The sequence below is a fragment of the Aeromicrobium jepli genome (genome assembly GCF_047246605.1).
Lineage (GTDB): Bacteria > Actinomycetota > Actinomycetes > Propionibacteriales > Nocardioidaceae > Aeromicrobium.
On the sequence record NZ_JBFOKO010000004.1, the window covers coordinates 1 to 18,537 of the forward strand.

Genomic DNA, 18,537 nt, shown 5'->3' on the forward strand with positions numbered 1-18,537 from the left:
TCGATCTCGGCCGAGGCGAGGACCCGCAGGTGGCCGTGGTCGAGCTCGGTCACGTTCCCGTCGACGTCTCCCCTGACACGAGGGCGACGAGCAGCAGCACCTCGACGGCCGCGATCGCGTAGAAGAGCGGGTTGCTGAAGCGGTACGACCTCACGGTGTGCCAGGCCGCGAACACGGCGGCGGCGAGCGCGGCGAGGGACGTCGCGTACACGAGGGCGTCAGGCATGTCGGGATCGAGTGTTTCACGCTGGCATGATGAGCCGGTGAGCACCCCGATCGTCCTGATCTCGCCGGCCATGGCCGTGCCCTCGTCCTTCTACGGGCCACTCGTCGCGGCGTTCGAGGAGCGCGGCTGGACCGCACGCGCGCTCCCCCGCCGCGGCTTCGAGCGCGACCTGCCGCGCGCGTCCCGCCGGCACGACTGGTCGTACGCCGACGAGGTCGCCGACACGCAGGGCGCGGTCGACGCGGCGCGCGCCGAGGACCCCGATCGTCCCGTCGTCATCTTCGGCCACAGCCTGGGCGGCCAGCTCGGCGGCGCGGTCCAGATCGGCCCGCGGCCCGCCGACGGCCTCGTGCTCGTCGGCGTCTCGCTGCCCCACTTCCGCCACTACCCGCGCATCGGCCTGCCGCTGGCCGCGATGGCGCTGAGCATGCCACTGGTCGGGCTCGTGCGCGGCTACGTGCCCAAGCCGTGGTTCGGCGGCCCCGGCGCGCGCACGATGATGAGCGAGTGGGCCCGCGTCGTGCGCACCGGCCGTGCCCCGTACGCCGTGAACCGGCGCATCACCCTGCCGACGCTGGCCGTGCACCTCGCGGGCGACGGCTTCTCGATCACGGCCGCCGCCCACCGCTTCGAGCGCACGCTCGTGGAGCCGGCCGCGCTGACCAGCTGGGAGTACACCCGCGACCTGCTGCCCGAGGGCGGCACGACGCACCACGTGCTGTGGGCCAGGCACCCCGGCCCGGTCGTGGACCGCGTCGTGCGCTGGTGGGCCGATCAGGCGAACGCCTCCACCGGCGGGCAGGAGCAGACCAGGTTCCGGTCGCCGTAGGCGTTGTCGATCCGCCCGACCGGGGGCCAGTACTTGTCCTGCGTCGAGCCGGCCGGGAACACGCCGTCCGCCACCGGGTACGGGTGCGACCAGTCCACCAGCTCGTGGGCGGCGTGCGGCGCGCTCGTGAGCGGGTTGTCCTGCGCGTCGTACTCGCCGGCCGCGACCTTGTCGATCTCGGACCGGATGGCCAGCATGGCCTCGCAGAAGCGGTCGAGCTCGGCCAGGTCCTCGGACTCGGTCGGCTCCACCATGAGCGTCCCGGCGACGGGGAAGCTCATCGTCGGGGCGTGGAACCCGTAGTCGATGAGCCGCTTCGCGACGTCGTCGATGGTCAGCCCGGCGGCCTTCGTGATCTCGCGCAGGTCGAGGATGCACTCGTGCGCCACGAGCCCGTGGTCGCCCGTGTAGAGCACCGGGAACGCGTCGCTCAGGCGCGCGGCGACGTAGTTGGCCGCGAGGACCGCGACCGACGTGGCGTCCGTGAGGCCCTCAGCGCCCATCATCGCCACGTACGCGAACGGGATCGGCAGGATGCCGGCCGAGCCGTACGGCGCCGCGCTGATCGTGCCCATCGCGGCGCGACGATCGGCGTCGGGGTGGAACGGGTGCTTCGGCAGGAACGGGACGAGGTGCTCGCCCACCGCGACCGGGCCGACGCCCGGGCCGCCGCCGCCGTGCGGGATGCAGAACGTCTTGTGCAGGTTCAGGTGCGAGACGTCGCCGCCGAACTCGCCGGGCTGCGCATGGCCGAGCAGCGCGTTCAGGTTGGCGCCGTCCACGTAGACCTGGCCGCCGTGTTCGTGGACGATGTCGCACAGCTCCCTGATCCCGTGCTCGTACACGCCGTGCGTGGACGGGTACGTGACCATGATCGCGGCGAGGTCGTCGGCGTGCGCCTCGCACTGGGCGCGCAGGTCGTCGAGGTCGACCTCGCCGGCGTCGGTCGCCTTCACGATCACGACGCGCATGCCGGCCATGACGGCGGACGCGGCGTTCGTGCCGTGCGCCGAGCTGGGGATGAGGCACACGTCGCGCTGCTCCTCGCCGCGGCTGCGGTGGTACTCGCGGATGGCCAGCAGCCCGGCGAACTCGCCCTGGGAGCCGGCGTTCGGCTGCACCGAGACGGCCGCGTAGCCGGTTACGTTCGCGAGCCAGGACTCGAGCGTCCCGACCAGCTCGATCATCCCGGCGGCGTCCTCAGCCGGCACGAACGGGTGCAGGTCGGCGAAGCCGGGCCAGCTGATGGGCTCCATCTCGGCCGTGGCGTTGAGCTTCATCGTGCAGCTGCCGAGCGGGATCATGCCGCGGTCGAGGGCGTAGTCGCGGTCGCTGAGCCGGCGCAGGTAGCGCAGCATCTGCGTCTCGCTGCGGTGCTCGGTGAAGATCGGGTGGGTCAGGATGTCGTCCTCGCGCAGCCAGCCGGCGTCGAGCGAGGCCTCGCCCTGTGCAGGCACGTCGCCCGCGCCGAACGCGGCCAGGACGGCGGCGAGGTGCTCGTCCGTGGTCGGCTCGGAGACTGCGACGCCCACGCGGTCGTCGTCGAAGCGCCACAGGTGGATGCCGGCCTCGCGGGCCCGCGCGACGACCTCGGCGGCGCGACCGGGGACGACCGCCGTGACGGTGTCGAAGAAGCGGTCCGAGGCCAGCTCGATGCCGGCCGCGCGCAGTCCGGCGGCCAGGCGCGTTGCCCGCCCGTTGACCTGCTCGGCGATCGCGCGCAGCCCCTCGGCTCCGTGGTAGACCGCGTACATCGCGGCGACGACCGCCAGCAGCACCTGGGCGGTGCAGATGTTCGAGGTCGCCTTCTCGCGGCGGATGTGCTGCTCGCGGGTCTGCAGCGCGAGGCGGTAGGCCGGGCGACCGGACGAGTCGACCGAGACGCCCACGAGGCGGCCCGGCAGGTGGCGCTCGAGGCCCTGGCGCACGGCCATGAAGCCGGCGTGCGGTCCGCCGTAGAACAGCGGGACGCCGAACCGCTGCGTCGAGCCCACGACGACGTCGGCGCCGAGGCTGCCCGGCGAGCGCAGCAGCACCAGGGCGAGCGGATCGGTCACGACGACGGCCAGCGCTCCCGCGCCGTGCGCGGCGGCGATGACGGGCTCGGGGTCGACGACGGTCCCGTCGGCGCGCTGGTAGGCGATGATGACGCCGCTGAAGTCGCCCTCGGGCAGGCCGTCGCGCATGTCGGCCTCGACGAGCGGCAGACCCACGGCCTCGGCCCGCGTGTGCAGGACCGCCAGCGTCTGCGGCAGCAGGCCGTCGTCCACCACGACGGGCAGGTCGGTGCGCTTGCGGTCCGCGCGGCGCACGAGCGTGAGCGCCTCGGCCGCGGCGGTCCCCTCGTCGAGCAGCGAGGCGTTGGCCGTCGGCAGGCCGGTGAGGTCCTCGACCATCGTCTGGAAGGCCAGCAGCGCCTCGAGCCGGCCCTGCGAGATCTCGGGCTGGTACGGCGTGTAGGCCGTGTACCAGGCGGGGTCCTCGAGGACGTTGCGGCGGATGACCGCCGGCGTGGTGGTGGCGTGATAGCCCAGGCCGATCATCGGGACGCCCGGGAAGTTGCGGTCGGCCAGCTCACGCAGCCGCGCGGTGGCCTCGGTCTCGCTGGCCGCCGCGGGCAGCCCCTCCAGCCCGGTGCGGATCCCGTCCGGGACGGCCGCGCGCATGAGCGCGTCGAGCGAGTCGTAGCCGAGGCGCTGCAGCATGGCGGCCTGGTCGGTGGCGCGCGGGCCGATGTGGCGGTCGGCGAAGGTCGTGGCGGGCTGGCGGTCGTACTGGGACATCAGGGGTCTCCGAGGGCTCGACGAACACGGCCCTCCCCCTCTGTCGGCAGGCCTCCAGAGTCGCCTGTGACGTGCGGTCCGGTGGCCTGAGAGGTTCCGGGGAGGAATTGCCCCTTCGGCGCCCTGGACGGGACTCTCCCGCACGGTTCAAACGGCGCCGCCAGTCTAGCAACGTGCATCGGTGCGATGCTGGAACGGTGGAACCGACACGGATCGACCTGGACACGTGGCCCCGTCGCGAGCACTTCGAGCACTACTTGCGCAAGGTCCCGTGCGACTACGCCCTGACCACCGAGATCGACGTGACGGCCGCGGTCGAGGCGCAGCGGGCCGCGTACCGCAAGACGTACCCGGCGCAGATCTGGGCGCTGGCCGCGGCGGTGAACCGGCACGAGGCGTTCCGGATGACGCTGACCGAGGACGGGCGACCCGCCGTGTGGCCACGCCTCGACCCCGCCTTCACGGTGTTCAACCCCGAGACCGAGACCTTCTGCTGCGTGACGACGCCGTTCGACGAGGACTTCGGTCGCTTCCACGACGCGGTGGTGGACCTGCTGGAGACGCACCACGAGAGCACCGCGATGTTCCCGCAGGGGCCGCTGCCGCCCCACTGCTTCGACGTCTCCGGGGTGCCGTGGACGTCCTTCACCGGCTTCACGCTGCAAATCCGTGGCGGTGGTGAGCACCTGCTGCCGATCTTCACGATCGGCCGGCGGATCCGGCGCGACGACCGGATCGTGCTGCCGCTCGCGATCCAGGTGCATCACGCGGCGGCGGACGGCTTCCACACCGGCCGGCTGATCCGGGAGATCAGGGCGCTGGCGGGCAATCCGTCCTGGCTGGGCTGACGCCCGGAGGCGTCAGCTGGTCTTGCGAGCGGCGCGGCGCGCGGCGAGCTCGTCGCCGGCGACGGAGGTCTCGGCCTCGGCACGCTCGGTGGGCAGCTCGTGGAGCGTGCCCTCGATCTCCTTCCACACACCGCCGATGGCGATGCCGAAGACGCCCTGGCCGCCCTGCAGCAGGTCGATGACCTCGTTCGCGGAGCGGCACTCGTAGACGCTGGCGCCGTCGCTCATGAGCGTGACCTGCGTGAGGTCCTCGGTGCCGCGCTCACGCAGGTGGTCGATCGCGGTGCGGATCTGCTGCAGCGAGACGCCCGCGTCGAGCAGGCGCTTGATGATCTTGAGCAGCAGGATGTCCTTGAAGGAGTACAGCCGCGCGGTGCCCGAGCCGGTGGCCGAGCGGACGGTCGGCTCGACCAGCTTCGTGCGAGCCCAGTAGTCGAGCTGGCGGTACGTGATGCCGGCGGCGTTGCAGGCGGTGGGACCACGGAACCCCATGTCCTGGGGCAGCGGCGCGAGGTCGTCGTCGAACAACAGGCCCTGGGCGCTGGCCTGGGCCTTCGCCTCCGCTGCCTCGTCACGAGGGTCGATCATGGTCACGCCTTCCTGGCTGCCGGCTCGGACCGGCCTCCCACAACAAGAGAACCACACCGCTGTGGTCTTGCGTACCCTCAAGTTAAAGGTGAAGGTCTGCGGATGCACGCACCGACACGCGTGTCGCGGTGCCGAAATGCGTGCTGGCCCCATCGTCCCACCCGGACCCTTGTCCCGGAAGCCGTTCCAGACCCTCAGGTCGTGCTTGAGGGTTCAGGCGAACCCTCAAGCCAAGGTTCAGGGTTTCTCGAAGTCCTCGGGATCGACGTGGTCGAGGAACTCGCGGAACTTCGCGACCTCCTCGTCCTCGTCGGGCGTCTGGGCGAAGCCCGCGACGTCCAGGACGCTCTCGTCGCACACGACGCGCACGCCGGTGCGCAGCGCGAGGGCGATCGAGTCCGAGGGTCGCGCGTCCACGACGGCCCCGCCGGCGAAGGCCAGCTCGGCGAAGAACACGCCCTCGCGGACGTCGACGATGCGGACCTCGGTGAGCTCGTCGCCGAGCGCCTCGATGATCGAGGCCATCAGCGCGTGCGTCGGCGGCCGGGGCGCGACGGCGCCCTGCTGGGCGAACGCGATCGCCGAGGCCTCGATCGCGCCGACCCAGATCGGCAGGTAGCGCGTGCCCTCGCGCTCGCGCAGCAGCACGAGCGGCTGGTTCGTGGGCATCTCGACGCGGACGCCGACGATGTCGAGCTCACGCATGAGGCCTCCTCAGCCGCGCAGACCTGCGCGCACGAGCACCGTGTGCAGCCGGACGGCCAGCGCGGCGAGCTCGGCGAGGTCGGCCGCGGCGCCGGGCTGCTGCCGAGCGGCCGGCGGGACGACCTGGTCCAGCAGGCCGATCTCGCGGTCGGCGGCACTGCGGAAGCCGCGCAGGTGGCGCGGCTCGAGGCCGAGCGCGGAGAGCTGGCCCACGAGGGACGCGACGACCAAGTCGTCGGCGTCGTAGTAGCGCTGGTGGGGACGGCGGCGGATCAGCTCGAACTGCTCGATCTCGTCGAGCGTCTCGGACGTGATCTGGGCGGCGTCGAGCAGCTCGTCGCGCGTCATGCGGGTCGACCCGGCACCCTCGGTCATCGAGCGGGCGGTCGGCGCACCGTCGGCGGCCAGCGTCACCTGCGGCACGCGCAGCGTGGCGCGCAGCTCGGTGTCCGGGACCTCGCCGGAGTCCATCTGGTCGAGGACCTGGCGGATGTGGCTCAGCGGCCAGTAGCGGTCCTTCTGCATGCGCAGCACGAAGCGCAGCCGCTCGACGTCGCCGTACGTGAACTTGCGGTAGCCCGACGGCGTGCGCCGCGGCTCGACGAGCCCCTGCTCGTCGTAGTAGCGGATCCGGCTCTGCGAGATGTCCGGGAACTCCTCGGAGAGCTCGGCGATGACCTGCCCGATGCCGAGCAGCTGCTCGCGCTGGGCCTCTCCCCCGCTCACTGACCACCTTCGGAGACGACGGTGCCCGGGAAGTAGATGAGGCGGTACTTGCCGAGCTGGACCTCGTCGCCGCCCGACAGCGGGATGTCGCCGTCGATGCGGTCGCGGTTGACGTACGTGCCGTTGAGGCTGCCCAGGTCGCTCAGGACGTAGCCGCCGCCGCGCCGGGTGAACGTCGCGTGCCGGCGCGAGACGCTGATGTCGTCGAGGAAGATGTCGCTCGAGGGGTGGCGGCCCGCCAGGACCGAGTCCTTGTCGAGCAGGAACCGCGAGCCGGCCTCGGGGCCGCGCTGGACCAGCAGCATCGCGTTGCCGGCCGGGATGTTCTCGACGGCGAACACGTCGGCGGCGGACATCTCCTCGGTGTCGGCGTCGATCACCGGGATGTAGTTGGTCTCGTCGATACCGTCCGGCGTCGTCAACGCGATCAACTCCGTCTCACGTGAGGCTTGAGGGTTTGCTCAAGTGGGGGTTCAGGGTTCTGTCGACCCCCAAACTAGCACCCCCGCTGCGAGGGGTCAGCCGCTCACCAGGGAGGAGTACGCCTCGGCCGTCAGCAGGGCCGACGTCGGGTCCTCGCCGCTGGTGCGGACCTTGATGAGCCAGCCCTCGCCGTACGGGTCGGAGTTGATGACCTCGGGCGTCGACTCGAGCGCGTCGTTGCGGGCGATGACCTCGCCCGAGACGGGCACGAAGACGTCCGAGACGGACTTGGTCGACTCCAGCTCGCCCACCACGGAGCCGGCCTCGACGGACTCGCCCTCGGCGGGCAGGTCGACGTAGACGATGTCGCCGAGCTGGTCCTGGGCGAAGTCGGTGATGCCGACGGTCGCGACGTCGCCGTCGATGCGCACCCACTCGTGCTCTTCGCTGTAGAACAGGTCTTCAGGGATCACGGTCGTCCTCCGTCGTCGGGTCGTGTCACTCCGCGGGTCGAGCGTACTGGGGCTCGGGCGCGTCGGCCACGGCGGTCACCCGGATCTGGTCGCGCCGCTCGACGCTCACCTCGCCACCGCGGCTCTCGACGCGGTCCGCCAGGCCGCCGCGGAACGTGACGGCGTCCGCGAGCGTGTCCGGGTCGCCGATGACCTCCATGACGTACGGCGGCTTGAGCACGCGCCCGCTGACGCGCACGCCGGCATCGTCGTCGAGGAACCACGTCTGCGCGACGATCCGCGCGACGCCGTTGAGCGCGATGACCTCGGCCCCGGCGTCGCGCATCTCCTGCACGGCGTCGAGCAGCACCGAGGCGGTGACGGCCCCGGCGGGAGCGGTGATCGTGATCTCGATCCCCTCCCCCTCGGCGCCGACCGTGCCGGCCAGGATCGCCAGCGCGTTGGCCCGCTCGACCGCCGCCTTCTGGGCCTGCGCCGAGCTCTCGGTGGAGTCGCGCAGGTCGTCGCGGGTCGCCTGCAGCGTCTCGATCTGGTCGCTCAGGCGAGCGTTGGTCGCGTCGAGGGACTTGAGCAGCTCGGCCAGCTCGACGCCGCGGACGCCGCTGAAGTCCTCGGTCTCGTCCTCCTGGCTCCACTGCACGGTGATCGTGAACGCCAGGACCGCGATGAGCACGCCCACGACGATGCCGGAGCGCCGGCGCAGGGCCTCACGCATGGAAGATCAGCCTGCGGATCGCGGCGGCGTTGGCGAAGATCCGGATGCCGAGCACGACGATGACGCCCGTGGACAGCTGCGAGCCGACGCCGAGCTGGTCGCCGAGGAACACCATCACGGCGGCGATCGCCACGTTCGAGACGAAGGAGATGACGAAGACCCGGTCGTCGAAGCGCCCCTCGATGAGCGCCCGTGCCGCGCCGACGACCGCGTCGAGCGCCGCGATGATCGCGATGGGCACGTACGGCTGCAGCTCCGACGGAACCGTCGGCTGCAGCAGCAGGCCGATCGCGACACCCACGACCAGACCGATGACCGGAATCACGAAGCGCTCCTCCTCAGCGGCTCGGCCGAGACCGCCAGGCGCGAGTCGGGTGCGCCGGCCATCTCGACTTCGTCAGATCTTCGCACGGAGTAGGTCAGCGCGTCCGCCTCGGCACGCGCGTCGAGGTAGCGGCCCGAGGGACCCTGCTCCCACTGGTTGAGCAGCGCGTCCTCGTCGCCGATCGCCGTGACGACGATCGGCTCGGTGACGGAGCGGTAGTTCACGGTGATGGCCTCGCCCGCCGAGCGGATGGCCGAGGTCGCCGTGAGCCGGTGCCCGTTGACCGCGACCGCCTCCGCCCCGGCGAGCCAGAAGCCGTTGACGATGAGCTGGACGTCGGTGTCCGTGAGCCGCGCGAGGGGATCGTCCTCGTCGCGCGACTGGGCGGTCAGCACGACGCCGGGCCCGCGGACCGGCTGCGAGGCGGCCGCGATGCGCAGCGCCGTCGTGCCGGGACTGTCGCCGACCGACGCGGCCTGCAGGTCGGCGATCTCCTCCTGTAGGCGTCCCGCCGTCTGCTGCTTGCTGTCGACGAGGTCCTGGCGCAGCTGGATGTTCTCGATGAGCGCGTCGCGCTCGGCCTCGGTGGCGGGCCGGTCGTTGCGCGTCTGCACGGCCGCGATCGTCAGCAGCAGGCCGAACAGGGCCGCGACGACGCCGGTCAGGGTGCGCGAGACGGTGCCCGGGGCGCCGTCGTGCTGCGTGTAGTAGTCGTGGTCGAGCGCGGTGGAGGCGAGCTGCTCGAGGATCGACTCGGTCTCGCGCGCGCCGGGCTCGCCCGCCGGCTGGCTCATCGCACCCGGGGCGTGGTGGCCAGCAGTCGGCGCAGCTGGAACGCGTAGAGGACGCCGGCCCACCAGTACAGCCCCACGCCCCAGATCGTGAACGCCCAGCCGAACACGCGGGCCAGGTTGGCCAGCGCGCCGTCACCGTCGCCGAGCAGGAGCAGCGGGAAGGCGTACAGCAGGCCGGCGGTGGCGGCCTTGCCCAGGAAGTGCACCGGCAGCGCGCTGTAGCCGCGCGTGCGCAGGAACGGCACGAGCGAGAACAGCACGACGTCGCGCAGCGGCAGGATGACCGCGAGCCACCACGGGATCACCTCGCGCAGGCCCAGTCCCACGACGACGGCCAGGATGTACAGCCGGTCGGCGACCGGGTCGAGGATCGCGCCGAGACGCGTGGTGGTGCCGGTGGCGCGGGCGATCTTGCCGTCGAGGTAGTCGGTGACGCCCGAGACCATCAGGACGCCGATGGCCAGCAGGTCGGCCTTGAGCACCAGCACGAGGTACAGGAAGACCGGGACCAGCAGGATGCGGATCGCGCTCAGCAGGTTGGGCACCGTGAACAGCTCGGCGCGGACCGACGGCGCGCTCGTCGCGGACACGGGCGTCGAGGGGACCTCGAGCTCGTGCTCGTCGTCGACACCACGGATGCGCTTGCCTGCCACGGTGCACAGCCTACCGTCGCCGGTCCCAGCAGCCGGGCGGACCTTGCGACCGGGAACACAACTGACAGACTGAGCCTTGACCCTGAAGACGACATCCACGAATGCACCAGGAGGACGTGTGGCCGACTACACCTTGCCGGACCTTCCCTACGACTACGGGGCGCTCGATCCCCACATCTCGGGCAAGATCATGGAGCTGCACCACAGCAAGCACCACCAGAACTACGTCAACGGCCTGAACACCGCCCTCGAGAAGCTCGAGGAGGCGCGCGCGTCGCAGTCGTTCGACACGATCAACCTGCTCGAGAAGAACCTCGCGTTCAACCTCGGTGGCCACATCAACCACTCGATCTTCTGGAAGAACCTCTCCCCGGACGGCGGCGACAAGCCGACCGGCGAGCTGGCCGCCGCGATCGAGGACAACTTCGGCTCCTTCGACGCCTACCGCGCGCAGTTCGAGCAGGTCGCCCTCGGCATCCAGGGCTCGGGCTGGGCCATCACCGCGTGGGACACGCTGGGCCAGAAGCTCGTCATCGTCCAGCTCTACGACCAGCAGTCCAACATCCCCGCGACGCTGATCCCGATCTCGCAGCTGGACATGTGGGAGCACGCCTTCTACCTCGACTACCTCAACGTCAAGGGCGACTACGTCAAGGCGTTCTGGAACATCGCCAACTGGGCCGACGCGCAGGAGCGCTTCACCGCCGCCACCAGCGGCGGCCAGATCCTGTTCTGAGTCCCGTCACGTCACTGCCCGGCCACCGTCAGGTGGCCGGGCAGTGTGCGTTCGGGGGTCAGCGGCGGGCGCCGTCGTCCTGCAGGCCCCTCAGGTACGCGTTGTACTGCTCGAGGGCGGCGTCGTCGTCCCGGTCGGCCGCCCGGTCGCTGCGCTGGGCCTCGCGCGCGTCCGAGCGGAACCACTGGATGAAGATCGCGCCGATCACCAGCAGCAGGGGCACCTCGCCCATCGCCCACGCGATGCCGCCGCCGAGGTACTGGTCCTGCGCCAGGTCGGTGGCGTACGGCCGCGCGAGCGCCTGGTAGTAGGACTCGGCGATGATCACGTCGGACGACATCAGGGCCACCGAGAAGAACGCGTGGAACGGCACCGACAGCATGAGGACGCCGAACCGCGCGAGTGGGCCGATCCGTCGCGGCGCGGGATCGACGCCGATGATGACGTAGTAGAACAGCACGCCCGAGAACAGGAAGTGCAGCTCCATGAACGCGTGGCCCGAGTGGGTCCGCATCATCGCCTCGAACAGGCCCGTGAAGTAGACGGCGTACAGGGTGCCGAGGAAGATCACCGCGGCCACGATCGGATTCGTGTAGAACGCCGAGACCTTCGAGTGCAGCGCGTCGCGCAGCAGCGAGCGCGGCGAGTGCTCCCCCGGCCGGCGCGGGCCGGGCAGCGTGCGCAGCGCGAGCGTCATGGGGGCGCCGAGGACGAGGAAGATCGGCGCGATCATCGACAGCATCATGTGCGACACCATGTGCAGGCTGAACAGCACGCTGGAGTACGCGCCGAGACCGCCGAACGTGGCCCACGCGATCACGGCCATGCCCGCGAACCAGCTGACGGTCCGGCCGACGGGCCAGCGGTCGCCACGACGGCGCATCGTGATGACGCCCGTGAGGTAGAGCGCCGAGCCCAGCGCCACCACCGACAGGCCGATGCCGTCGGGCGCGAAGCCCACGAGCACGCGGCCCCACGTGGGCTCGGGCGGCAGGGCGCGGCCGAGCAGCAGCTCCGCGGGCGTGGTGAGCACGTCCTCGCCCACGGGCGTGGCGGTGCGACCCAGGACGACGGCGACGACGATCGTCAGCGTCATGAGCGCGACCTCGAAGACCGCGAGCCGCGCGAAGCCGGCGCCGCGGTCCCGCAGTCGGCGGCGCTGGGCGACGCCCAGCAGCCCGAGCCCGAGGAGCGCGACCGCCTTCGTGACGACGAGGAAGCCGTAGGTGGTGTCGAGCCCGGAGAGCCCGCCGAGGTTCACCGACGCGTTGAGGATGCCCGAGACGGCGACGACGGCGAAGCACCACGCGGCGAGCACGGAGTAGCGCTCCACGGCCTCCTCGAGGCGCCGGCTCCCCCGCAGCGCCACCCAGGCCAGGGCGATGAGGCCACCGACCCACAGGACGACGCCCACGAGGTGCAGGACGAGGCTCGCGGTGGCCAGCATGTGCGAGCCGGACGACGCGGAGTGTCCCGTCAGGCCCACGGCGGCGACGCCCACGACGGCGATGCCGATGCAGATCGCGAGCTGGCGGACCGCGAAGGTCCAGAAGCTCCAGGCGGCCACGACGAGGGCGGCCAGCGCCTGGACGAGCAGACCGCGCCCGGTCGGGAAGATGCGAGCGAAGTCCACCAGCTGCTGCAGCCCGACGTCCGTGAGGTGACGCCCGTAGAGGTCGGCGACGTTCGCCCAGTACTGCACCAGCGTCGAGAGCAGCCAGATGACGGCGGCGAGGGACGCGAGCCGGACGGCCTGCACGGCGAGGCCCTCGAGTCGCTCTCCGGACGGGAGCAGGAGCACCGAGACGAGCAGGAAGCCGACCGCCGCCGTCGCGAACACGTCCGACAGCAGGCGCGAGACCGGCAGGGCCCAGCCGACGACGGGGCCCGGGTCCTGCAGGCCGGCCGGGAGCGGCTGGGGATCGGAGCCGGTGAGGACCAGCAGCGCGACGAGCGCGATCAACGCGCCGCCGACCACGCCGAGGACGAGGCCGATGCGCGTGCCGAGTCCGGCCCCGCGGGCCGGGGCGACCGGCTCCGTGGTGGTCATCGTGACGCCCTGCCGCGCAGGGAGACGACGGCGAACGCCGCGATGCCCAGGACCACGACGGCGCCGAGCGCGCCCCACAGCGCGACGGGGACGCCGCCCTCGTCGTCCTGGGCGGTCGCGCCCTTGGCGCCGGTGGCCTTCACGCCCTCGCCGACGACCGCGAAGGCGGTGCTGCCCGACACGGGGTGCCCGTCGGCGGAGATGACGCGATAGTTGATCTCGTACGAGCCCGCGAAGGCCTCGGACGGGGTGAGCACGAGCCGCGGGCCGTCGATCCGGACGTCGGCCTCCTGGGCCGTGCCGTCGACCTGCAGCGACGCATCGGAGAGCGGCCGGACGGGCTCGTTGAAGGTGAGGACGATGCGATCGGGTGCGGTGTCGAGTCGGGCGCCGTCCGCGGGATCGGTGGAGACGAGGGCGGTGTGGGCGGCGGCGGGCCAGGCCGACCCGAGGACCACGATGACGACGAGGAGCAGCACACGAATCAGACGCACTCGACCAGCCTACCCGGGGCGCCATGGCAGGCGTTCTGGCCCGTCCGGGCCAGGCCCGATGGCACGACGGAAGTGAACAGTGGGGTTTGTGTGAACAAGAATTGGCGCGCGTGGTTCACTCTCCGAGGGAGGTACTGACACATGCGCTGGACTCGGGTCATCATCGGCGCGACGGTCGCGGTCGCCACGCTGGCGCCCACCGCCGCGACGGCCGAGCCCTCTCCTGCGCCGACGCCGTCGACCACCGCGTCCGCCGGGCTCGACGTGCCCGATCCGCTCGCGATCGCGCCGTCGGCGATCTCGCAGCTCACGACGCTGGCCCTGCGCTACGAGTCGAACCTCGCCGTCGCCGAGGAGCGGCGCAAGGAGGCCGCCCAGCTGACCCGCGACGCCGACCGCCAGCTCGCCGTCGCCCGCGCGTACGTCGCCCAGGTCGTCGACTACGCGATGTCGCCCAACAGCGACCCGTTCGCGCAGCGGCTGTCGGCGCTGGCCGCCGCCGAGGACCCGGTCGACCTCATCACCGGCGTCTTCAGCACCGAGCAGATCACCGAGGCCCGCGAGGGCAACCTCGGCGAGGCCAAGCGCGCCTTCGAGGCCGCGCAGGCCCTGCAGAAGCGCGCGGACCGCGCGACCGAGGCCGCCGAGAAGGCCGAGAAGGCCGCCACGCGCCAGCTCGAGCAGGTCGGCGAGATGGCCGAGCAGCTGGGCCTGGGCGCCTCGTCCACCCCGCAGGGACTCCCCGAGACGCGCACCGAGCAGCAGGAGTGGAACCGCTCGGCCGCCACGACCTGGCGCCGGTACCGCGTCCAGCTCAAGCGCCTCGGCGTGACCCCTCCCCCGGCGTCGAGGCTCGTGAAGGCCGGCGGCAGCAGGACCGCGACGGTCGGCTCGCGCACGATCGAGGTGCTGCCCGTCCAGACGATCCGCATGCTCGACGCCCTCGTCGACCGCATCGGCGACGACTACGCGGCCCGCAACGGCGCCGGCGCGTGGAGCTGCGGCGGCCTCGTCGAGGTCGAGGGCGGCTACGACCTGCGCGGCACGCCCGCGCAGCTGTACGCGCGCACCGTGAAGGTCCCGCCCAAGAGCATCAAGCGCGGCGACCTCGTGTTCAGCGCCACCAAGTCCTCCGGCATCCACCACGTCGGCGTCTACATCGGCGACGACCGCGTGATCGACGCGCCGGCCACGCGTGCCCAGGTCGGCGTCTCGCGGATGCCGGCCAAGCCGTACGCCGTCACGCGCCCGTCGCTGGGCGTCGGCCGCAACACGCCCCCGAAGGCCGCCAAGGCGCCCACCACCGTGTGCAACGCGAGCAAGCCGGTCGCCGCGACCCGCCAGGGCTGGACCTTCCCGCTCAAGCAGGGCACGTACGGCATTTCCGCCGGCTTCGGCATGGGCGGCAGCATGTGGCAGTCCACGCACACCGGCCAGGACCTGTCGGCACCCACCGGCACGCCGATCTACGCCTCGCGCGGCGGCACGGTGAGCCTGCAGGAGGTCGGGTGGGCCGGCACGCTGATCACGATCTCGCACCCCGACGGCACCGCCGAGCGGTACGCGCACTCGTCCAAGGTGCTGGTCCAGGACGGCCAGACGGTCAGCTCGGGCGACCAGATCGCGCTGGTCGGGTCGCGTGGCAACTCCACCGGACCGCACCTGCACTTCGAGATCCAGGTCGACGGCCAGTTCATCGACCCCATGCCGGTCCTCGTCCAGTTCCTCGCGAACGCCGGCGCCGGTACCGGCTGGGGCGGCTACAGCAACGGCCAGGTCCCCCGCGGCGTCATGTGCCCCGTGGGTGACGTCCTGCTGCGCTGCGACGTCGCGAAGCGGGCCGACCGCCTCGCGGCCGGCTTCCGCAGGAAGTTCGGCGAGCCGCTGACGTTCACGGCCGGCTACCGCGACATCGTCGGACAGATCCAGCGCGGCGACGACGGCGCGCTGGTCGACATCCCCGGCACCTCGCCGTTCGGCTGGGGCACGCGGTTCGAGCTCGGCTCGCTGAGCCGGGCCGAGCGCGCCTGGGTCGCCAAGCGCGCGAAGGCCCTCGGCCTCACGGCGCAGGGCGGCACCACCTGGTCGCTCGGCTCCTGACCGTCGCCGCCACCCGGGCACGAGGTTTGTCCGGATCCGTGCGGGTGATGGCGGTCATCGGCTGGTGAACCGTCGGACCGTGCGGGTTGAATGGGCGTCAGGACCACAAGGACAGGACGCTCATGACAGCCCCCGCCACCACCTCCCCGCACCGCGACGTCTCCGCCGGCGCCGTGTGGGTCGCACTGGCGGTCGTCTACGTCGCCTGGGGCTCGACCTACCTCGGCATCCGGATCGTCGTCGAGGACCTGCCCCCGCTGCTCTCCGCGGCCGCACGCTTCCTGACAGCAGCCCTCGTCATGGGGACCTTCCTGGCCGTGCGCTCCGGTCCCCGCGTGCTGCGCGTCCGAGCTCGTGAGCTGCGGGGCGCGGCGATCGTGGGCGTCCTCCTGCTCGCGGGTGGCAACGGCGGTGTCGTGCTCGGCGAGCGAACGGTGCCGTCCGGGCTGGCGGCGCTGCTCGTCGCGATGGTCCCGCTCTGGCTGATCGTGCTGCGCTTCGCCGCCGGGGAGCGCCCGCGGCTGCTCACCTGGGCCGGGGTCCTGGTCGGCTTCCTGGGCCTCGGGGTCCTCGTGCTTCCCGGTGGTGGCGTGGGCGGCACGACCACCGGCATCGCGTTCATCGTCGGGGCGTCGCTGTCCTGGTCGGTCGGCTCGTTCCTGTCCCCGCGCATGCCGATGCCGGCGAATCCGTTCGTCGCCACCGTGTGGGAGATGCTGGCCGCGGCGATCGCGCTGCTGGTCCTCGGGACGGCGCGGGGCGAACGCGTCCACGACTTCGCGGGGGCCTCCATCGGCTCGTGGGTCGCCCTGGGGTACCTCGTGGTGTTCGGCTCGCTCGTGGCCTACACGGCGTACGTGTGGCTGCTGCAGAACGCGCCGCTGTCGCTCGTGTCGACCTACGCCTACGTCAACCCCGTGGTCGCCGTGGTCCTCGGTGCGATCATCCTCGCCGAGCCGCTCACGGCCGCGATCGTGACCGGCGGCGCCATCGTGGTCGTGGGCGTCGCCCTGGTGGTGCGGGCCGAGCGGCCACGACGAAGGGGCCCCACCGGCGAACCGGTGGAGCCCCTTCGGACGGGAACTCAGGCCTGATCGAGGTCCTGGGCGACGCGGCGGTGCGCCTCCCAGATCCGCTCGGGCAGGTTGTCGAACGCCTTGAGGTGCGCCTCGCGCAGGTCGATCTCCTGCTTCCAGCGGTCGACGTCGATCGCCAGCAGCTGATCGAGGACGGCGTCCTCGATCTCGAGGCCCTCGAGGTTCAGCTCGTCCTTCGTGGGGACGACGCCGACGGGGGTCCTCGTGCCGGTGACACGACCCTCGCGGTAGTCCATCATCCACAGCAGGGCGCGCAGGTTCTCGCTGTAGCCGGGCCACAGGTAGCCGCCGTCGGCGTCACGCTGGAACCAGTTGACGTGCGCGAACAGCGGCTTGTCCTCGACCTGGTCGAGGATGTCGAGCCAGTGCTGGGCGTAGCGGCCCTCGGGCAGCGCCAGGAACGGGCGCATCGACATGGGGTCGTAGCGCAGCTGGCCGGCGACGCCCTCGGCCGCGGCGGTCGCCTCGGCACCCAGCGTCAGGCCGTCGTAGACGCCCTCGGCCGGATCCTCGATCGCGCGGATCAGCGGCTCGCGGTCGCGCGTGCGGCCGCCGTAGATGATGCCGTCGATCGGCACGCCCGCCGGGTCGTTGTAGTCGGGCGACTCGTTCGGGACGTTCGACATCGTCGAGGTGAAGCGGCAGTTCGGGTGCGCCCACACGTGGTCCTTGGAGCGCTGCTCCTCGACCGGGCGCTCCGAGATGAGGTTGCCCTTCCAGTCGCGCCAGCCGTCGACGTCCTCGGGGTAGTCGGGCGTCTTGCCCTCCCACCACGTCTCGTGCGTCTTCACGTTGTACGCGGTGTTCGTGAAGATCGCGCCGGTGCCCTCCTGGACGGCCGCGAGCGCGTTCGGGTTGGTGATCGCGTTCGTGTCGATCGCGACGCCGAACACGCCGAACTCGGGGTTCATGCCGTAGAGCTTGCCGTCGTCGCCGACCCACAGCCACGCGATGTCGTCGCCGAAGAACTCGACGTAGTAGCGGTCGCCGAGGGCGCCGGGGGCCACCATCATGGCGAGGTTCGTCTTGCCCGAGGCGCTCGGGAAGCCGCCGGCGATGTGGTACTTCTTGCCGGTCTGCTTGTCCTGGATCGCGATGAGCATGTACTGCTCGGCGAGGAACTTGCGCGACGCCCAGCCGTCCCAGTTCGCCTGGCGCAGGCCGTGGGCGATCTTGCCCAGCAGCGCGTTTCCGCCGTACGAGGAGCCGAAGTGCAGGATCGTGCGCTCGTCGGCGACGGTCACGAAGTAGCGTTTGTCGTCCGGGGTGCCCTGGCCGAGGTTCTCGAGGTCGCCCGTGACGTGGACGGCGCGGACGAAGCTCTCGGGATCCTGGAGGTTCTCGAACAGGTCGACGCCGACGCGCGCCATGCGGATCATCTGCAGGACGACGTTGCGGTTGTCGGTCAGCTCGACACCGGCGGCCCACGCCTCGAGGGGCGAGCCGGGGGCGGCCATCAGGTAGGGGATGACGTACATCGTCTTGCCCTGCGAGGCGCCCTGCATGTTGCCGATCACGACGGGCTTGATCTCGTCGGCGTGGCGCCAATTGTTGTAGACGCCCTTGTCCGCCGGATCGCTCGTGGCGACGATGGTGCGCTCCTCCGAGCGCGCCGTGTCCTTGTGGTAGCTCTGCGAGTAGTACAGCCCCTCACCGGCCGGCTCGAGCTCGCCCGCCTCGAGAGCCTCCTGCAGCAGCCGAGCGTCATCGCTGGCGCTGACGACCTCGATGCGATCGGGCTGGGTGACTCCCGCCCAATGCTTCACGAACTCATGAACGTGCGGGTTCTTCAATCCCGCTTCGTCCAGGACCTTGTCCACGTCGACCATCGGTCTGCCTCGTCCTCTCCTGACCGGCCCGCCGGCCGGCCCCGGTTCACATCGGTTTTTTCCGTCGCGCACCGGCAGATCGTGTGGGAAAGACCGGCGCGCCATCCGGAGATTACCGCGACCCTACCGCGCCGAACGGCTCA

19 protein-coding genes and 1 riboswitch are annotated in these 18,537 nt (G+C 71.5%); of the genes, 5 read left to right on the forward strand and 14 right to left on the reverse strand.

Annotation, left to right across the window (positions count from 1 at the left end):
• Positions 1–49: 49 nt before the first annotated feature.
• Positions 50–226, reverse strand: coding sequence for a hypothetical protein (locus AB3M81_RS09160; protein ID WP_412903599.1), 177 nt, complete (start codon positions 224–226; stop codon positions 50–52).
• A 37-nt stretch (positions 227–263) separates the two neighbouring features.
• Between AB3M81_RS09160 and AB3M81_RS09165 the strand changes: the two genes are divergently transcribed.
• A complete protein-coding gene (locus AB3M81_RS09165; RefSeq protein WP_412903600.1) occupies positions 264–1,055 on the forward strand; it encodes a serine aminopeptidase domain-containing protein in 792 nt (263 codons plus the stop codon).
• Here the strand turns inward: AB3M81_RS09165 and gcvP are convergent.
• Entirely contained in the window at positions 1,001–3,838 is a 2,838-nt protein-coding gene (gene gcvP / locus AB3M81_RS09170) for an aminomethyl-transferring glycine dehydrogenase (protein ID WP_412903601.1), read from the reverse strand. The two genes, AB3M81_RS09165 and gcvP, sit on opposite strands and share 55 nt — an antisense overlap.
• Before the next feature lie 64 nt (positions 3,839–3,902).
• Positions 3,903–3,989: riboswitch (glycine riboswitch) on the reverse strand.
• Between the two features lie 46 nt (positions 3,990–4,035).
• Here gcvP and AB3M81_RS09175 point away from each other — a divergent pair.
• Positions 4,036–4,686 carry a CatA-like O-acetyltransferase gene (locus tag AB3M81_RS09175; RefSeq protein ID WP_412903602.1) on the forward strand — a complete coding sequence of 217 codons (651 nt, stop codon included), beginning with the start codon at positions 4,036–4,038 and terminating at the stop codon, positions 4,684–4,686.
• Between the two features lie 12 nt (positions 4,687–4,698).
• On the opposite strand, the gene AB3M81_RS09180 is transcribed toward AB3M81_RS09175, so the two are convergent.
• From AB3M81_RS09180 to clsA, 9 genes are all read right to left on the reverse strand, one after another.
• Positions 4,699–5,274 (reverse strand): MerR family transcriptional regulator, encoded by a 576-nt coding sequence (locus tag AB3M81_RS09180; RefSeq protein ID WP_412903603.1) that lies wholly within the window; start codon positions 5,272–5,274, stop codon positions 4,699–4,701.
• Positions 5,275–5,511: 237 nt separating this feature from the next.
• Positions 5,512–5,979: a bifunctional nuclease family protein gene (locus tag AB3M81_RS09185; protein ID WP_412903604.1), complete on the reverse strand. Its 468-nt coding sequence runs from the start codon at positions 5,977–5,979 to the stop codon at positions 5,512–5,514.
• Positions 5,980–5,988: 9 nt separating this feature from the next.
• Positions 5,989–6,705: a transcriptional regulator FtsR gene (gene ftsR, locus AB3M81_RS09190; protein ID WP_412903605.1), complete on the reverse strand. Its 717-nt coding sequence runs from the start codon at positions 6,703–6,705 to the stop codon at positions 5,989–5,991.
• Complete coding sequence (locus AB3M81_RS09195; protein ID WP_412903606.1) at positions 6,702–7,127, reverse strand: FHA domain-containing protein; 426 nt, start codon at positions 7,125–7,127, stop codon at positions 6,702–6,704. The genes ftsR and AB3M81_RS09195 overlap by 4 nt, the downstream gene beginning before the upstream one ends.
• A gap of 96 nt (positions 7,128–7,223) precedes the next feature.
• Positions 7,224–7,601, reverse strand: coding sequence for a glycine cleavage system protein GcvH (gcvH, locus tag AB3M81_RS09200; protein ID WP_412903607.1), 378 nt, complete (start codon positions 7,599–7,601; stop codon positions 7,224–7,226).
• 25 nt (positions 7,602–7,626) lie between these two features.
• Positions 7,627–8,316: a DUF881 domain-containing protein gene (locus AB3M81_RS09205; protein ID WP_412903608.1), complete on the reverse strand. Its 690-nt coding sequence runs from the start codon at positions 8,314–8,316 to the stop codon at positions 7,627–7,629.
• Positions 8,309–8,641: a small basic family protein gene (locus tag AB3M81_RS09210; RefSeq protein WP_412903609.1), complete on the reverse strand. Its 333-nt coding sequence runs from the start codon at positions 8,639–8,641 to the stop codon at positions 8,309–8,311. The genes AB3M81_RS09205 and AB3M81_RS09210 overlap by 8 nt, the downstream gene beginning before the upstream one ends.
• Positions 8,638–9,435, reverse strand: a complete 798-nt coding sequence (locus AB3M81_RS09215; protein ID WP_412903610.1) for a DUF881 domain-containing protein — start codon at positions 9,433–9,435, stop codon at positions 8,638–8,640. Before AB3M81_RS09215 ends, AB3M81_RS09210 begins: the two co-directional genes overlap by 4 nt.
• A complete protein-coding gene (gene clsA, locus AB3M81_RS09220; protein ID WP_412903611.1) occupies positions 9,432–10,088 on the reverse strand; it encodes a cardiolipin synthase ClsA in 657 nt (218 codons plus the stop codon). Before clsA ends, AB3M81_RS09215 begins: the two co-directional genes overlap by 4 nt.
• Positions 10,089–10,206: 118 nt before the next feature.
• Between clsA and AB3M81_RS09225 the strand changes: the two genes are divergently transcribed.
• Positions 10,207–10,824 carry a superoxide dismutase gene (locus AB3M81_RS09225; RefSeq protein ID WP_412903612.1) on the forward strand — a complete coding sequence of 206 codons (618 nt, stop codon included), beginning with the start codon at positions 10,207–10,209 and terminating at the stop codon, positions 10,822–10,824.
• Between the two features lie 58 nt (positions 10,825–10,882).
• Here AB3M81_RS09225 and AB3M81_RS09230 read toward each other — a convergent pair whose 3' ends face one another.
• On the reverse strand, positions 10,883–12,874 hold the full coding sequence (locus tag AB3M81_RS09230) for a bifunctional copper resistance protein CopD/cytochrome c oxidase assembly protein (RefSeq protein ID WP_412903613.1): 1,992 nt from the start codon (positions 12,872–12,874) through the stop codon (positions 10,883–10,885).
• A complete protein-coding gene (locus tag AB3M81_RS09235) occupies positions 12,871–13,368 on the reverse strand; it encodes a copper resistance CopC family protein (RefSeq protein WP_412903614.1) in 498 nt (165 codons plus the stop codon). Before AB3M81_RS09235 ends, AB3M81_RS09230 begins: the two co-directional genes overlap by 4 nt.
• A gap of 141 nt (positions 13,369–13,509) precedes the next feature.
• Here AB3M81_RS09235 and AB3M81_RS09240 point away from each other — a divergent pair, with 141 nt between their 5' ends.
• Together AB3M81_RS09240 and AB3M81_RS09245 are read left to right on the forward strand one after the other, a co-directional pair.
• Positions 13,510–15,468, forward strand: a complete 1,959-nt coding sequence (locus AB3M81_RS09240) for a peptidoglycan DD-metalloendopeptidase family protein (protein WP_412903615.1) — start codon at positions 13,510–13,512, stop codon at positions 15,466–15,468.
• Between the two features lie 122 nt (positions 15,469–15,590).
• Entirely contained in the window at positions 15,591–16,562 is a 972-nt protein-coding gene (locus AB3M81_RS09245; protein WP_412903616.1) for an EamA family transporter, read from the forward strand.
• On the opposite strand, the gene AB3M81_RS09250 is transcribed toward AB3M81_RS09245, so the two are convergent.
• A complete protein-coding gene (locus AB3M81_RS09250; RefSeq protein WP_412903617.1) occupies positions 16,553–18,394 on the reverse strand; it encodes a phosphoenolpyruvate carboxykinase (GTP) in 1,842 nt (613 codons plus the stop codon). The genes AB3M81_RS09245 and AB3M81_RS09250 overlap by 10 nt on opposite strands.
• Positions 18,395–18,537 lie beyond the last annotated feature (143 nt).

Coding starts and splice junctions, on each gene's coding strand:
- AB3M81_RS09160 (WP_412903599.1), bottom strand. CDS start 226: ATGCCTGACGCCCTCGTGTACGCGACGTCCCTCGCCGCGCTCGCCGCC.
- gcvP (WP_412903601.1), bottom strand. CDS start 3,838: ATGTCCCAGTACGACCGCCAGCCCGCCACGACCTTCGCCGACCGCCAC.
- AB3M81_RS09180 (WP_412903603.1), bottom strand. CDS start 5,274: ATGATCGACCCTCGTGACGAGGCAGCGGAGGCGAAGGCCCAGGCCAGC.
- AB3M81_RS09185 (WP_412903604.1), bottom strand. CDS start 5,979: ATGCGTGAGCTCGACATCGTCGGCGTCCGCGTCGAGATGCCCACGAAC.
- AB3M81_RS09205 (WP_412903608.1), bottom strand. CDS start 8,316: ATGCGTGAGGCCCTGCGCCGGCGCTCCGGCATCGTCGTGGGCGTGCTC.
- AB3M81_RS09215 (WP_412903610.1), bottom strand. CDS start 9,435: ATGAGCCAGCCGGCGGGCGAGCCCGGCGCGCGCGAGACCGAGTCGATC.
- AB3M81_RS09230 (WP_412903613.1), bottom strand. CDS start 12,874: ATGACCACCACGGAGCCGGTCGCCCCGGCCCGCGGGGCCGGACTCGGC.
- AB3M81_RS09240 (WP_412903615.1), top strand. CDS start 13,510: ATGCGCTGGACTCGGGTCATCATCGGCGCGACGGTCGCGGTCGCCACG.
- AB3M81_RS09245 (WP_412903616.1), top strand. CDS start 15,591: ATGACAGCCCCCGCCACCACCTCCCCGCACCGCGACGTCTCCGCCGGC.
- AB3M81_RS09250 (WP_412903617.1), bottom strand. CDS start 18,394: ATGGTCGACGTGGACAAGGTCCTGGACGAAGCGGGATTGAAGAACCCG.